General features: G+C 54.9%; 19 protein-coding genes. 6 read left to right on the forward strand and 13 right to left on the reverse strand.

The annotated features are described in order from the left end of the window. Positions 1 to 7: 7 nt before the first annotated feature. Entirely contained in the window at positions 8 to 481 is a 474-nt protein-coding gene (locus FZZ88_RS11910) for a hypothetical protein (RefSeq protein ID WP_206339206.1), read from the reverse strand. Further along, complete coding sequence (locus FZZ88_RS11915; protein ID WP_166017559.1) at positions 481 to 639, reverse strand: hypothetical protein; 159 nt, start codon at positions 637 to 639, stop codon at positions 481 to 483. The genes FZZ88_RS11910 and FZZ88_RS11915 overlap by 1 nt, the downstream gene beginning before the upstream one ends. Here FZZ88_RS11915 and FZZ88_RS11920 point away from each other — a divergent pair. Beyond that, positions 638 to 1,654: an aldo/keto reductase gene (locus tag FZZ88_RS11920; protein WP_226423711.1), complete on the forward strand. Its 1,017-nt coding sequence runs from the start codon at positions 638 to 640 to the stop codon at positions 1,652 to 1,654. The genes FZZ88_RS11915 and FZZ88_RS11920 overlap by 2 nt on opposite strands. Positions 1,655 to 1,663: 9 nt before the next feature. Here the strand turns inward: FZZ88_RS11920 and FZZ88_RS11925 are convergent, their stop codons facing one another. Together FZZ88_RS11925 and purM are read right to left on the reverse strand one after the other, a co-directional pair. Further along, positions 1,664 to 2,296 (reverse strand): histidine phosphotransferase, encoded by a 633-nt coding sequence (locus tag FZZ88_RS11925; protein WP_115022881.1) that lies wholly within the window; start codon positions 2,294 to 2,296, stop codon positions 1,664 to 1,666. A 119-nt stretch (positions 2,297 to 2,415) separates the two neighbouring features. After that, positions 2,416 to 3,459: a phosphoribosylformylglycinamidine cyclo-ligase gene (purM, locus tag FZZ88_RS11930; protein WP_166017560.1), complete on the reverse strand. Its 1,044-nt coding sequence runs from the start codon at positions 3,457 to 3,459 to the stop codon at positions 2,416 to 2,418. 319 nt (positions 3,460 to 3,778) lie between these two features. Between purM and FZZ88_RS11935 the strand changes: the two genes are divergently transcribed. Both FZZ88_RS11935 and FZZ88_RS11940 read left to right on the forward strand, forming a co-directional pair. Continuing rightward, positions 3,779 to 4,318, forward strand: coding sequence for a septal ring lytic transglycosylase RlpA family protein (locus FZZ88_RS11935; protein ID WP_166017561.1), 540 nt, complete (start codon positions 3,779 to 3,781; stop codon positions 4,316 to 4,318). Next, positions 4,315 to 5,832: a bifunctional pantoate--beta-alanine ligase/(d)CMP kinase gene (locus FZZ88_RS11940; protein ID WP_166017675.1), complete on the forward strand. Its 1,518-nt coding sequence runs from the start codon at positions 4,315 to 4,317 to the stop codon at positions 5,830 to 5,832. Before FZZ88_RS11935 ends, FZZ88_RS11940 begins: the two co-directional genes overlap by 4 nt. Here FZZ88_RS11940 and FZZ88_RS11945 read toward each other — a convergent pair. The 9 genes from FZZ88_RS11945 to FZZ88_RS11985 all read right to left on the reverse strand — a co-directional run bounded on the left by FZZ88_RS11945 (position 5,816) and on the right by FZZ88_RS11985 (position 12,078). Further along, a complete protein-coding gene (locus tag FZZ88_RS11945) occupies positions 5,816 to 6,292 on the reverse strand; it encodes a low molecular weight protein-tyrosine-phosphatase (RefSeq protein WP_166017562.1) in 477 nt (158 codons plus the stop codon). The two genes, FZZ88_RS11940 and FZZ88_RS11945, sit on opposite strands and share 17 nt — an antisense overlap. Before the next feature lie 5 nt (positions 6,293 to 6,297). Continuing rightward, on the reverse strand, positions 6,298 to 7,641 hold the full coding sequence (locus FZZ88_RS11950; protein ID WP_226423715.1) for a HEAT repeat domain-containing protein: 1,344 nt from the start codon (positions 7,639 to 7,641) through the stop codon (positions 6,298 to 6,300). A gap of 148 nt (positions 7,642 to 7,789) precedes the next feature. Next, positions 7,790 to 8,383, reverse strand: coding sequence for a chromophore lyase CpcT/CpeT (locus FZZ88_RS11955; protein WP_166017563.1), 594 nt, complete (start codon positions 8,381 to 8,383; stop codon positions 7,790 to 7,792). Positions 8,384 to 8,462: 79 nt separating this feature from the next. Continuing rightward, positions 8,463 to 8,951 carry a phycocyanin subunit alpha gene (gene cpcA / locus FZZ88_RS11960; protein WP_115093396.1) on the reverse strand — a complete coding sequence of 163 codons (489 nt, stop codon included), beginning with the start codon at positions 8,949 to 8,951 and terminating at the stop codon, positions 8,463 to 8,465. A 42-nt stretch (positions 8,952 to 8,993) separates the two neighbouring features. Further along, positions 8,994 to 9,512, reverse strand: a complete 519-nt coding sequence (locus FZZ88_RS11965) for a phycocyanin subunit beta (protein WP_166017564.1) — start codon at positions 9,510 to 9,512, stop codon at positions 8,994 to 8,996. Positions 9,513 to 9,689: 177 nt separating this feature from the next. Next, positions 9,690 to 10,463, reverse strand: coding sequence for a phycoerythrobilin:ferredoxin oxidoreductase (locus tag FZZ88_RS11970; RefSeq protein ID WP_166017565.1), 774 nt, complete (start codon positions 10,461 to 10,463; stop codon positions 9,690 to 9,692). Next, on the reverse strand, positions 10,460 to 11,167 hold the full coding sequence (locus FZZ88_RS11975) for a 15,16-dihydrobiliverdin:ferredoxin oxidoreductase (protein ID WP_166017566.1): 708 nt from the start codon (positions 11,165 to 11,167) through the stop codon (positions 10,460 to 10,462). Before FZZ88_RS11975 ends, FZZ88_RS11970 begins: the two co-directional genes overlap by 4 nt. A gap of 5 nt (positions 11,168 to 11,172) precedes the next feature. Next, entirely contained in the window at positions 11,173 to 11,784 is a 612-nt protein-coding gene (locus FZZ88_RS11980; RefSeq protein ID WP_166017567.1) for a phycobiliprotein lyase, read from the reverse strand. A 60-nt stretch (positions 11,785 to 11,844) separates the two neighbouring features. Next, positions 11,845 to 12,078 (reverse strand): hypothetical protein, encoded by a 234-nt coding sequence (locus FZZ88_RS11985; RefSeq protein ID WP_166017568.1) that lies wholly within the window; start codon positions 12,076 to 12,078, stop codon positions 11,845 to 11,847. A gap of 310 nt (positions 12,079 to 12,388) precedes the next feature. Between FZZ88_RS11985 and cpeB the strand changes: the two genes are divergently transcribed. The 3 genes from cpeB to FZZ88_RS12000 all read left to right on the forward strand — a co-directional run bounded on the left by cpeB (position 12,389) and on the right by FZZ88_RS12000 (position 14,068). After that, on the forward strand, positions 12,389 to 12,943 hold the full coding sequence (gene cpeB, locus FZZ88_RS11990; RefSeq protein WP_166017569.1) for a class 1 C-phycoerythrin subunit beta: 555 nt from the start codon (positions 12,389 to 12,391) through the stop codon (positions 12,941 to 12,943). Between the two features lie 61 nt (positions 12,944 to 13,004). Further along, positions 13,005 to 13,499, forward strand: a complete 495-nt coding sequence (gene cpeA / locus FZZ88_RS11995; protein ID WP_115022908.1) for a class 1 C-phycoerythrin subunit alpha — start codon at positions 13,005 to 13,007, stop codon at positions 13,497 to 13,499. 134 nt (positions 13,500 to 13,633) lie between these two features. After that, positions 13,634 to 14,068, forward strand: a complete 435-nt coding sequence (locus FZZ88_RS12000; protein WP_166017570.1) for a DUF2656 family protein — start codon at positions 13,634 to 13,636, stop codon at positions 14,066 to 14,068. The last annotated feature ends 242 nt before the right edge of the window (positions 14,069 to 14,310 follow it).

A 14,310-nucleotide genomic window follows, 5' to 3' on the forward strand; every position in this document is an offset into this window, starting at 1 on the left:
ATCCTCGTCACAGTTGAGCCTCCGCGCTCATTGAGGGAATGTTGCGTGAGTGACTCTCGCAGTTGACGGTTTCGGCATCAATCCAACAGCTTCCAGTGGTTGTGCGTGCCACTGGCAGGCCCGTGGGAAGTCCTCTGGCGTCATAGCGGGCCCATGCGGTGCTGAGCAGGCTCGCGCTCCAGCTGCGCTGATCCAAGCGGCAGCCGGAGCGGTCGCAGAGAAGCGGACTGCCCTGGCCTCCATCAAGGCTCACGAAGCTCAATTGAAAACTGCCCCCCGTCGCCTCATCGTCTCCGATGAAGCGAAGCCGCAGACCACTACTTCCGTTCGCACTGATCTGGAGGCGCTTGCAATCCAAGGGACGCCCGTCGACAACGATGCGGCATTTTGAAGGCCTGTGCTCCAAGCGGCCAAAGGTCAGCATTGGATTGGCCGTTGCAGGAACGGCGAGCAGCAGGGAAGCCAGCCACAGGCGGATCATCAGTAATCGCTGTCGGCGACGCACATGCCCAGGCAGCGAATGCCGTTGCTGGCGGTTCTTCGGCAGTGGTTGCAGAGGATGCGTTCCTCGTCTGCAGACGATCCCTCCACAGCCTGATCGGGCGATGTCGCAGGCTCCTGTGCGGGGGATGCGGTCATGACGCAGCTGGACGAGATGAAGGCGATCATGGCTGGCAGCAGCGTCGCCCCGTTGAACGGCATCGGTTTTGGCACCTGGGCCTGGGGTAACAAGGCGGTTTGGGGATACGACCCCGAGCGGGACGATGGCCGACTGCGCGACACGTTTCGACAGGCCCTTAGTTCTGGGCTCAACCTGGTGGATACAGCGGATTCCTATGGCACTGGGAGGCTGACTGGGCGCAGTGAAGAGCTTCTTGGCGAATTCATTGCTGAGTTGCCAGCCCTTCGTCGATCCCAGCTGACGGTCGCGACAAAGTTGGCACCCTTCCCCTGGAGATGGGGCCGTCGAGGATTCGATGCCGCCTTTGAGGCCAGCCGAAAGCGTCTCAAAGGGCAGCTCCAGCGGGTGCAGTTGCACTGGAGCACCGCTCGCTATGCGCCTTGGCAAGAGGCAGGCCTTCTCGATGGCTTGGCTGATCTCGTGCTTTGTGGCCGGGTCTCCGAGCTGGGGCTGTCCAATTTGGGCCCCCAGCGCTTGGCGTTGATCCACAACCGTCTGTTGGAACGCGGTGTTTCCCTGCGCAGTGTTCAGGTTCAGTGTTCACTCCTGGCGCCTGGGGATGATCAGCTGCTCGAGTTGATCGCCGTCAGCAGGGCCAGGGATGTGGAGGTTTTGGCTTACAGCCCTCTGGCCTTCGGCGTCCTTGGTTGTCCTCCCGGGGCTGAGCAGACGCTTCCCGCAACCTGGTTGAGACGTCGTCTGTTCCGGCGACTCCTTCCAGCAAGTTTTGAGCTGCGCAGGGTGATGCATGCCATCGCGATCGAGCATGGGGCAACGATGGTGCAAGTCGCCTTGAACTGGTGCAGAGCAATGGGTACGACGCCGATTCCTGGGCTACGAACTCCGAACCAAGCAAGGGATGTTGCCGGTGCACTGCAGTGGTCCTTGTCGACGCAGGAATGCCAGCGTTTGGATGCTGCCCGATGCAGTTGCAGCGAGCGGATGCCCGCTAATCCATTCCAGAGTCGCTAGGCGAGATGCTCAGGCCTCCGAGGCGGATTCGGGGGCTGGACTCACCACGACTGGGAGGCTGTCTCCGTTGGTGCGAATCGGAATGACCTTGTCTTCGGAGGGTTCCCGGGGAGTGGGAGCGGGGGAGGCCTCCTGCTGTTGAGCGCAGGCGGTTAGAGCTTCTTGCAGGAGTGAATCGAAGGTTGCCCCGGGCAGTCGATGCCGGGCGACCTCCAGAAATGTGCGAGGCAGGGATTCGCTTGCAGCGCTCTTTAAAGCAGGGTTGTTCTGACGGTTCTCCTGCTCGTCCTGAATGGCGCGGATGAATCGTCGGGTGACGTCGCGTTTGGTGCAAGCCTTGATCAGGGTGTCGCGCTCCTGAGGACCGTGACTGAGCTCCTGCTCCATGTCTTGAATCCGCCGTTCAAGGCTTTCCAAAACCTCTTCGGCTTCTTTCCCGATGTGGGCCAACTGCCCATCTGAGAGGTATGGCATGTCGGCCACGAAGACCTTGCCGTGATCTCGCAGTGTGAGAAATGTCGGCCTTGCACCCTGCCTGTAGCCCTGCTGCCTGTCTTGTCCGGAAGCTAATGGGCGTCTTGGTGGAACCGGTCCTGCAGACGAACGACGTCGCGTGATGCGCTGGGGCTTATCAAAAGGCATTGAAAAATAAATGTATTGACGTTGCTATCGGAAAAGATTCCGATGTGCTTGGCAACACCCTATTCGATCCTTTCCGTTCTGGTGCTCAGCTGCATTGAACCCGTCTGAAACTGACGCAATCAGGCGGGCACCCCCTCCAGAGCCGTTGTGTTGCCCGGGGCGTTGGACTTGGACGCCACGTCGCCAATCACCCAGGCCTGATGTTGTTTGACGCGGCAGTAATCGATGACAGTGCCTTCGCTCCCTGCCGGCACAACCAGACAGAAACCGATGCCGAGGTTGAACGTGTGCCAGAGGTCCCGTTCGGGAATGTCTCCTGCGTCCTGAAGCCAGCGGAAGAGTGGAGGCCTGGTCCAGCTGGTGGCGTCGATGCGAGCAGATAAGCCTTCTGGCAGGCACCGCGGCAGGTTTTCCGGTAGTCCCCCGCCTGTGATGTGGGCCATTCCGTGCAGCTCACATCCGCCCTGCAGCAGATGTTGCACGAGGTCGGCATACAGGGTTGTGGCTGCCAGTAGGTCGCTGATCAGAGGCCGCTGGTCATCGCCATAAACGGTGCTCGCATCAGCATTGGCGCGTTGCAGCACCTTGCGCACCAGGCTGAAGCCATTGCTGTGCACGCCGCTGCTGGCCACACCGATCACGCTGTCGCCAGGCTGGATGCGCTGGCCGTCAATGAGTTGGTCTTCTTCGACGACGGCCACGCAAAAGCCGGCGAGGTCGTAGCGCCCCTTGGGATAGAACCCCGGCATCTCCGCGGTTTCTCCACCGAGCAAGGCACAGCCGCTTTGCCTGCATCCATCGGCGATTCCCTCCACGACCTCAGCCATCGCCGACGGCGCCAGCGCGCCAGTGGCCATGTAATCCAGAAAAAAGAGAGGCGCTGCTCCTGAGGTGATCACATCGTTGACGCACATCGCCACCAGGTCGATGCCCACGCCGTGATGGCTGCCATGCTCTTGGGCCAGCTCCAATTTGGTTCCGACGCCATCGGTGCCCGACACCAGCAGGGGCTTTCGCAGGCCGCTGGGGAGGCGCATCAGCCCCCCAAATCCCCCAAGGCCTCCGATGACCTCCGGTCGGTGGGTGGCTTCCACAGAGGCCTTGATGCGCTGCACGAACGCACGTCCGGCTTCAACGTCAACCCCAGCGCTCTTGTAATCCATGGAATGAATCCGTTGCAATGATCCTGCAATGCCGGGGCGCCTGTGCGGCTTGAGCTGCCGGCACAGCTTCTGATTCGATCTGCTTATCGTCCCTTTATTCCCGGCTTATGCGTGGGGGCTTGCTTTTGGGCGTTGATCTGCCAGTCAGTGCAGGGATTGCCGGTGCAGTCGGGCTTGGGTTGTTGTGACGGTCATGGCGATGGGGCCCCATTTTCTTTCGGGAGCGGTTTTTTTAGGTTCTCAAGCAACTGTTCGATTAGGCCAGTCAACGCTCGAGAACTGCGACTTCAGTTCCGTTTCGTTGGTCAAGCCGCTCTGCATGCGAGTCCTTCTGACGGTGGCCACGCTCTCCGGAGCGATTTCAGGTAGTGCTGCACTCATGCCCGTGGTGGCAAGCGATTTTCTGGCTGTTGATGGTGCAGAACTCCTGGATCCCCTCGATCTGGTCGTCGACCCACAGGTGTCTGAGTTGCAGGCAACGCTCTCTCCTGCAGAGGTCAAGAAAGTCGATGCACCCCCTGCAGCTGAGCTCCCTAAGCCCAAGCTGAGGGTCGTCCCTGACGTCGTCAAAGTCATCACCGGAGAAGCCAGTTGGTACGGCCCCGGTTTTTATGGCAACCGAACAGCGAATGGCGAGGTCTATCAGCCCGGCACGATGACGGCGGCCCATCGCACGCTTCCCTTCGGCACCAAGGTTCGTGTGACCAATCTTTGGAACGGGCGAAGCGCTGTTATTCGCATCAATGATCGTGGGCCCTTCGTTTATCACCGTGTGATCGACCTTGGCCACGGCGCCGCCTCCGATCTTGGGCTGACCGCCTCTGGAATTGCCCAAGTCAAGCTTGAGGTGCTGCGCTGAGCCTTGTTGTTCTCTCCACGCAAGCCGAGCTGGAGATCTTCCGGACTGGCCTCCGTGGACCGCTTCAATTCGTGCCCACCATGGGTGGTTTGCATGAAGGCCACGGCCAGCTGATTCGCCGAGCTGCCCAACAAGGCCCTGTTCTTGTGAGTGTGTTCGTCAACCCACTCCAATTCGGTCCTACCGAAGATTTTGACCGCTACCCGCGCGCGCTCGAGGCGGATCGGGTTTTAGCCCAAGGCAGTGGCGCCAACGCCCTCTGGGCTCCGAGTGTCGACACGGTCTACCCCGGTGGACTCAATTCAGTTGTGTCCCGGTCAGCGCCGGCCGCCCTCCAGTCCCATCTCTGCGGCGCATCCCGTCCAGGTCACTTTGATGGTGTGGTCACAGTCGTGGCCCGTCTCCTGCAGCTGGTGAAGCCCTCATGTCTTTGGTTGGGTGAAAAGGATTGGCAGCAGCTCGTGATCCTGCGCCGGCTGGTCGCTGATCTGGATTTGAACCTGGCGGTGCAGGGGGTTCCCACGCTTCGTGAAGCGGATGGCCTGGCATTGAGTTCCCGCAACCAGTACCTCTCTGCTGCGGATCGTGAGCGTGCTGCTGCTCTGCCAGCAGCTTTGCGCCGTGCTGATAAGAACGATCCCAAGGATTCAGTCCGCAGGAGCCTGTCTGATGCAGGGCTTGAGGTGGAGTATGTAGAGAGGGTCGATCCCCTCAGTCTTCAGCCCTGTGGGTCTGAAACCGCCATCTCGCTGCTGGCCGCGGCGGTGCGCTGCGGGACGACCCGTTTGATCGATCATGTCTTCCTGATGACTCGCCAGCCTCTCGTTGCCATTGATGGTCCGGCCGGTGCCGGGAAAAGCACCGTTACCCGGGCTTTTGCTGAGCGGTTGGGGCTGGTCTACCTCGATACCGGCGCGATGTACCGGTCGGTGACCTGGTTGGTGCAACAAAACGGTGTGGACCCCCAGGATGCGACGTCCATTGAGGCTCTCTTGAACGCCTTGGATCTTCAGCTGCGGTCGCTGCCCGGTGGCGGCCAGCAGGTGTTGGTGAACGGGCAGGACGTGAGCGACGCGATTCGCTCCCCTGAAGTCACAGCGTCGGTCTCGGCTGTGGCGGCTCACCGCTGCGTGAGGCAAGCGCTGACGGCACAGCAGAAGGCGATGGGTGCCAAGGGTGGCTTGGTGGCGGAAGGTCGCGACATCGGCACGGCTGTTTTTCCGGATGCTGATCTGAAGGTGTTTCTGACGGCCACGGTGGGCGAGCGCGCCCGGCGTCGAGCTCTTGATCTCGAGCAGCGGGGTTTCCCGGTGCCTGAGCGATCTGAGCTCGAGGCACAGATCGCCGAACGGGACCATCTCGATAGCACCCGCGAGGAAGCCCCCTTGGTGCAGGCAGAGGATGCTGTGGAGCTCGTCACCGATGGCATGAGCATTGCGGCTGTGATCGACGCCCTGGTGATGGAGTTCCGGTCTCGAGTGGCCGAAGAAGCCTGGCCTACGCCGGCGGGCTGAGCTCGTCGAGCAGGTTGGAACAGGCATCCTCGAGCAGGTCGAGCACATGCTCGAAGCCCGCGTCGCCTCCGTAATAGGGATCTGGAACCTCTGTTTCAGAGAAGCTGCGGGCGTAGCTGAGCATCGGTTTGATGGTGGCTGTCGCCCTTGGGCCAGCTTCCCTGGCCAGTCCTTGCACGGCGGTGAGATTGTCGTCGTCCATGGTCAGCACCAGATCGAAACTCGAGAAATCGTCGAGGCTGATCTGTCGTGCGCGGCTGGGCAGCTGAATGCCGCGGCGGTTGGCCGCTCCCTGCATCCGTCGGTCCGCCGGATTGCCCACATGCCATCCGCCTGTTCCGGCGGAATCCACCACGAACTGATCGCTGAGACCACGTTCCTGCAGCAGATGCAGAAACACGCCTTCGGCTGCTGGAGAGCGGCAGATATTGCCAAGGCAGACGAACAATACTTTCATCATTAGTTTTAGAGAACTTTTTTGTTTTCGATGTGATGGATAGAAGTCTTGTTTTTTGATTTTAATATTGCCTTGTCAAGGCGTGCAGAGAGGACTGGGTCTGTTTCTTTTGCTTTGGCTTCATTTAAAAGTTCAATTGAATTGGCATTGCCGATTCCTTCCAGCGCCAAGCATGCGCTGTAGCGCAAACCCCAGTCTTCAGGTGAATGAAGTGTCCATTCGAGTTTGTTGAAAACGGCATGCAGTGATTGCGACGAAATCTGTGCGTTCCAATTGATGTCACCAAGGGCGCACGCTGCGACGCGTCGAATGTTTCCTTGGCAATGATTGCCAATTTCGACCCCAATGGCATCAATAAGTGCGTTTGCGTAATGGGGATTTTTGAGTTCAGCCATGGCTTTGATCAGCCCCATTGTGATGTCTTGATCCGATTCTGAGAAGTACAGATCAAGAAGATCGATTTTGAAATGATCAGCGCCACGGACGAGTTGTTGTATGCCTGCTTTTCTGCTCGTCAAGGATGGTGCCCTTAGGTTGTCGAATGCATCTGAAAGTAGATCGCTTTCTGTTGAGTCGTCTCCTGGATAGGTTTCTGGAATTTGATTGTCTTGCTCAATCAATAGGTTCCCCGAAAAGTTGTCTCTGGCGAGACTATCAAGTGATTTGAAGAGAGAGGAATGAATTGATGCGAGGTCGGTATCTGGAATAGAATCTGCTTGATTGCTTCGGCTGAGTGATTTATTGAGTATGGCTTTTATGGCAAACATCTTGACGTTGTTGGGGATCCTGGCAGTCAGGATTGGATCTGTTGCCTTGATTGTTCCGATACGGGCTAGGTCGAATGCAGCGGATTGCCTGATGAAGCGATTCTGGTGATCAAGAAGTGAGATGACTTTGTTTAAATAGGTCATCTCACCTGTGTAGCTGTAGAAAAAAGCTGCTGCAGAGCCGGCGATCCTCTCTGATTTATCGTTAAGAAAGGGTTGGATCTTTTCTGAAATATCCCACAATCTTTGCTCTGTTAAAGCTTCTATAAGCGCTTCTATTGGTTTGTTGGGAATGTCTCGGTAAAGGTAGCTTATTAGTGAGCTTGAGCATTGATCACTCTTGATTTCAATTAGGGCTCTAAGTGTTGCTTCATGCAATTGCACGTCATCTGTTTCTAGTGTTTTAAGAAGCTCTGGTAAACAGCGTGAGTCTTTGATCATTCCCAGTGATCTTGCTGCTTGCCTTCTTAGGGGGTATCCACCTGTACATGTTTTGTCCCTTTCGTCTAGAAGGCATTCCACCAATCGTGGTACTCCCTCAACCGACCTGTTTTTTCCGAGCCACCAAGCACCGTGATACCGCACACCCGCATCTTGGTGGTCGAGGGCTTTAAGAGCGGCTGTGACTGAGTCAATTGGAATCAAAGTAGTTTTGTTTAACAAAACTTGCTTTGCATTCTATAGGCTTGCCCCACTGTCTCAGGTGCTTAAAAAATGGTCTTTGTATCCGTGCTCATGAATGAATGTCTTGTTCCCACTTTGCTTCCCATGATTTTGTTCGTCTGAATTGAAATTCTCCTGCAATGGCACCCCAAAGTCTTTCATTCGTTTTTGGGTCATGACCACGGTCAAGAGTTTTTAATGAGTCCTCCTGGAGGTGAAAAGTGCTGACCAGGACTGTTTCTTGCCCATTTCGGGTAACCATACACCGACAGCCTGGTTCGATCGATCCATGATATCCGTCGCTCTTGTGTGCAACTTGGTAGTGACATTGGTCAAGGCAGATCAGGTCGCTGTCTTCAATGGTCTGCCGACATTCTTTGTCAAAGGTTGCTTTGGCAAATCTTGATGGCTCGAGGAAGGTATGGTTCCACAACTTAATAATTCCAGGTGATTGTTCCTCTGCTCTGATCATGCGTAGTCGGTAAGGATTCTTTGGGTCAACTGCATAGCTTTGCTCTAACAAAATAGACCCTGGTTGGAGATGCTCTAAAGGTCGGTATCTCAGGAAAATATGTGCAAAGAAAGGAGGGTTGTCCAATGCTTGTTGCTGATTGCTGTATTCGCCGCAAAGCAAGCTGAGAAAGTTCTGCTCTGTTGGGGTCATTTTTAGAATCCTGGCCCAAGCTGTTTGAACAAAAAAAAGCCCTCCATGAGGAGGGCTGTCACATCTGTGGTCTAACCGATCAGGTCAGAGCATTGATGGCGTAGTCGATGTAGCTGTTGGCTTCAGTGGCAGCGTCGCCAGAGAGGCCGTGGTTCGCCTTGATGTGCTTCAGAGCTTCCACGTACCAGGAAGGGGAGAGCTCAAAAGTACGGTTGATTTCGGCCAGACCGGCAATCAGGTAGTCGTCCATGGGGCCAGTACCACCGGCGACCAGGCAGTAGGTGATCATGCGCAGGTAGTAGCCCACGTCACGGGAACACTTGGCCTTGCCTTCGGGAGTTGCTGAGTAATTTGGCCCCGCCATCTGAGTGGTGTAGGGGAACTTGGTGTACACAGCTTGAGCTGCGCCGTTCACCAAGGAATCTGCCTTACTCGTGAGGGCTTTGGCCGCTTCGAGACTGGCTTTGGCGCGATTGAAACGGCCGGAGGCAGCCTGAACTTCGGTGTTGCTCAGGAAACGACCCTGGGAATCAGCTGCTGCAACAGCTTCGGTAAGAGGGGTTTTCATTGGTTGATGGGAGAAGTGAAAGACGTCGGATTAACGCGTCGATCAGGCGACGGATGCTGCGGCCTTATCGAAGTAGGTGCCGATCTCGCTACTCAACGAGGCGCAGTCGCCATTGGAAATACCTGCCTTGTCGTTAATGATGGAGAGGGCAGCCTCCTTCATCAGGTTGACGCCGGCTGCAACCGAAGCACCAGGGGTACCAAGGGCCAGATAGGTCTCACGCAGGCCATTCAGGCAGCGGTCTTCCATCACGGAAGCGTCGCCGGTGAAAGCGGAGTAGGTGACGTAACGCAGGATGATCTCCATGTCACGCAGGCAAGCTGCCATGCGACGGGAGGTGTAAGCGTTACCGCCTGGTGAAATCAAAGAGGGCTGCTGAGCAAACAGCTGGCGTGCAGCCGAAGCAACAATGCTGGAAGCGTTGCTGGAAATGCGGTTAACGGCATCCAGACGCTTGTTGCTGTCGGAAACCATGGCTGCGAGAGCATCGATCTCGCTGGTGCTGATGAATTGTCCCCGGGCATCGGCCTGGGCGACAACCTTGGTGAAGGCGTCGAACATGGTTGTTGTTCCTGTGAACTACGTCTGGAGGGGGGAATCTCAGACATGAAAGGGATGAACTGAGGCTATTGCCTCCATCCCGTCGCCTGCGATTCTGACCAACAGCTCGGGAGCCTCCCGAAAGCTGTTCATAATGCTTAACTCCCTTGCTACAACAAGGAAGTGGTGAGGCTTTTCTCAAAGATCGAAAAGTACCTCGTGGATGTATGCCTCTGTCCACTCACTGCCATGAAAGCGTGTCAACATTCCTCGGGCCGGGTCTTTCTCGGCGCGATAGTCGGTGTAACGACGTTGACCTGCGAAGAGAACCTCAGAGCGCTGGTCAGAGACAGGTTCAGCCGTGGCCGCAAGCTGCAGATAAAGAGCCAAGTACTCATTGAAGGCAGGTCGCACCACGGTTTCGATCAAGTGCTCCCCGTCTTCCCCGAGAGGAAGACGGGTCCAGAGAAAGCCAGGAGAAAAGAATGGCTGGGCTTCTTCGGGAATCGGCCCGCCGTCGGGTAGTTTTTCCCGCCACCGCTCAAAAATAGGCATCAACTGATCCCAAACCGGTCGCGTGTGTTGCTCATCGCTTTTATCGGCGGGCTGAAGGTCGAGTGCAAGAAGATGACCGCCAGGCAGGGTGACGAGATCACCTCCAAAAAAGGGCAAGTCGTACTTGGAGGATGGATTGATGACGAAATTAAGTACCGATGCTGCGTCCCCCCCGTTGACACAAGCTGCACGAACTTGCCGAAATTTTTCAGTGCGGCAAGCCCATGTGGCTGTGGTCACGGTGACTGGCTTCGCCCGTGAGCCAATTTGACCCTGCTTGAATAAAAAATCTTGTTCAATTGGGTAGGGCTGCGGCTCAAATGTCTGGAGTGCCGCAACCGCATCATCAAGAAATGGCTGCCATGCCCAGCCCGGTATTGCGAGCGGATCAGAGCTGTTAGCGCGCTGGAGCGTCATGGTTTAGCAGATTCAGGGAAAAGAAATTCGTGCAGGAAACGATCAGACCAATCACTGCCAAAATGACTACTGAAAAGGCCGTGCGCAGGATCTCTCTCGGCGCTGTAGATATCGTAGTTTTTTTGAAGCTGCTCTACTTTTTCGGGATTGATGAACGATGAGTTTTTAACTGCTTCGTCGTGCAAGTTCCAATAAGCTTTTAGGAAAGCGCTAAAGGCAGGAGGCAGTGATGTTGTGGCCTGTTCCGAGCCGCCACGGCAGAAAAGCAACCAGGAGGAGAAATACTGATTTGGGTCGAAAGACCGCATTGTCTCTTCTCCGTTGAGATCCGGGAATTGAGCATTGAGAGACTTCAGACCATCGAAGTACCGTTCTAAGTAATCCTTGTCTTGAACGAGGGGCTGGAAATCTAGAACTGCCACTAACTTCTGCTTGGCTCCGAACCAGAGAAGATCAACTCCCATCAGAGGATGGTCGTAGGCGTAATCCGGATAGGCAACTGAATTCAGCACCTGGAGGCTGTCGCCAGCATCCAATCTTGTAACGCGCCAACGACGAAATCCAGGAACGTCCCAAAGCCAGCTTTGGATCGTGCTGGAGCGCTTGGATGATTGATTGTGCTCCAGGCCAGGGGGAACCTCAATTGGCACTGCGCCCCGGGCTTTGATCCCTGAATGCAATTCATCAAGAAATGGATCAAACATGATGTTCAGCCTTTGCTTGTAGAGGTCGCCATGGCCAGGTTCTGTGAACGCTCGGAAATGCCGGCGATTTCAGTATCGGTAGGGCATCGAAACTCAGTGCAATATGTGGTCATTGCAACGCCGTCTAAACACTGAACAGAACTTACTCTCATTCTTATCTGATCTGTCACAAACCAACACCGTTCAATACCAACATTGGTGTCGTATCGCGTCGTGATTGTTACCACTCCGTCGTCCGCAAAGGTGTATGTGCTCAGTACGGATTGTTTCTCGACATAGCCTACATCTCTCAGAAGAAAACCCTTGCGGGAATCATCATGGGAGGGGACGTCGATCACGACTGCCGCATAGTCATCGTTGCGGACGCCCTTCTTGATGTTGCTTTCCCACCAAAACCGAGCTCCACCAGAACTGTCTTCGGTCTTAATGTTCAGAGAATCGCAGATTTTGGATACGACTGGGTCATCTGAGTTGAAAGGTTCAATTATTAGATTCGAGTCTGCCGCTTCATCATCTTGGTGGTCGAGGTGATGAACAGCGCGCCTGTTCAACCAAGTTCCGCGGCTGGCTTGAAAAAAATCCGCCATCGTCATCGGCGGGGAAATTGTTTGGACCATTGGCTTGAACCTGTGGAATAGATTAATTCAAGTCGACGAACGAATTATTGCCTAAGCGGATCAAGATTGTGCCTGCTGCGCATTCTTCTGGGCGACGAGTTGTGACATGACTTCGTCGAGCCGTCGTAGCTCTGGATGTGCCGCTACCGTGGCGTCGATTTTTTTTTGTGAAAGGCGCAGTTTTTTGCCTAGACCAATTACATCTTGAAAAAGTCTTTCTCGATAGGCAGCTAATTCCTCAATAGACTCTTGCAATTCTTTGAGGCTGGGTAAATCGGACGCTGCGTTGTCCATGCATTTCACATGTTGACCCCGGCGATACTAAGCCTCCAACTCGCCTGCTTAAGGCTTTTGTGAACCTTCGCTCAGCATTGCTCAAATAAAGGAAAGAGTGCTGTTGAAGGAGCCCTGTTCAGCTGGAGGAACTCCTTGCTATTCCCGCAAGGTGACAAACTTTTGCGTAAAGGGGTCTGTTTGCAAAGCCAGCTGACAACTGAGTTTAGCCTTGGTCAGCGCTTCCACCACCCTTGGGCTACCAGGTCTTTAAGGCCTGCTCACCCATCGGTCCCCGAAGCACTGCATCCCCCAAACTGTCTGGCCCCCAATGCTCGACGCATTCTCCCGCACAGTCGTCAGCGCTGACGCCAAAACTGCACCTGTTGGTGGTAGCGACCTCGCTAGCCTCCGCTCCTATGTGCAAGAAGGCAACAAGCGTCTGGACGCTGTCAATGCCATTACCTCCAACGCTTATTGCATCGTCTCCGATGCGGTAACCGGAATGATCTGCGAAAACACAGGTCTCATCCAGGCCGGAGGCAACTGCTACCCCACGCGTCGCATGGCTGCTTGCCTTCGCGATGGTGAGATCGTGCTTCGCTACATCAGCTATGCCTTGCTGGCTGGTGACGCTTCCGTGCTGGACGACCGTTGCCTTAACGGTCTCAAGGAAACCTACATCGCTTTAGGTGTTCCTACTCAGTCTGCAGCCCGCGCAGTTGCGATCATGAAATCCGCTGCTACGGCTCTGATTGGTCAGACCAATACCCCTGCAAGCGGTGGTGCTAAGTACCGCAAGATGGAAACCACTCAGGGCGACTGCTCTGCACTGGTGTCTGAAGCAGGTTCCTACTTCGATCGTGTGATTGGCGCTATCAGCTGATCTGCGGACGAACAAGTCTTCTCTTTTTACCTTCTCAGCACCTTTTACCTAAGGATCTCAAATGAAATCCGTCGTCACCACTGTTGTGACCGCTGCTGATGCAGCCGGTCGCTTCCCTTCTCAGAACGACCTTGAGGCTGTTCAGGGCAATATTCAGCGAGCTGCTGCTCGTCTGGAGGCTGCTGAAAAGCTGGCCGCCGGTCTGGACAACGTCACCCGCGAAGCTGGTGATGCTTGCTTCAACAAGTACGCCTACCTGCGGCAACCCGGTGAAGCCGGTGATAGCCAGGTGAAGGTCGACAAGTGCTACCGCGATCTCGGCCACTACCTGCGCTTGATCAACTACTGCCTCATCGTTGGTGGTACCGGCCCTCTCGATGAGTGGGGCATTGCTGGAGCACGTGAGGTGTATCGCACCTTGGGTCTTCCCACCAATGCATACATTGAAGCTCTCACCTACACCCGTAACCGCGGTTGTGCACCTCGTGATATGAGCCCCCAGGCACTGAACGAGTTCAAGAGCTACCTTGATTACGCGATCAACGCTCTTTCTTGATCCGCTCAAGGTTCTAGCTGGAGGGGGGGGCACTTTGCTCCCCCCTTTTTTGTGTCCGTCAGATGGAAGACCTTGAATCACCCATCACAGACAAGCTTAAATTCCATTAGATTTCTCAAAGAAACTGCTTTTTGATGACAACGTTTGTTCTATCTCATAACTTACAAGTTCAATCAGACCACGTGCCTGCATTAAATTTTGAGGAGTTTGCACAAGCACTTAAATCTCTTTCAGAAAATATTTCATCAACTGCAGTTCTCGATCATCCTCATTGGAAACTCTCAATATCATCTGATTTGTCGCCGCAAGAACTGGCTGCTGACCTAGTTCAGACTTGGTCTCAATACCGTCGACAACTTGGGCATGAGATGAACCACGTTGTCTTGGCACTCGGTGGAAGGAAGGATTCCCAAGCTTCTCCTGGAGCTCCACTCCAGGAGGGATATTGGGGTGTTGACTTAGTTGAAACAACCGATGAAGTTGCTTTTCTTCAGGCGATCAATTGGGATGTTCTTAAATCTGGGCGTCCAGATGATTCCATTTTTCAGATTTCCTCAGCATCCCTATAAGCAGTCCTTAAGACTGCTTCCGACGATTTTTGCGACGACCAGAGCTTTTTTTTGTCTCTTTACTTTCTTCTATCTTGTCTGAAGTCTTCTTGCTGGAAGAAGACTCTGACGTCGATGTTAATTTCTCAACTAGTTGCCGTACCTTTGAAGTCGATTCTTTCGTTTTAGGTGTTGCTATCAATGGACGATGTTCGGCTTTGCTCCACCCGACACATGTGATCGATGTTTTGCAACTTCTAAAA

It is taken from the genome of Synechococcus sp. PH41509, from assembly GCF_020514285.1.
In the GTDB taxonomy this organism is placed as follows: Bacteria; Cyanobacteriota; Cyanobacteriia; order PCC-6307; family Cyanobiaceae; genus Parasynechococcus.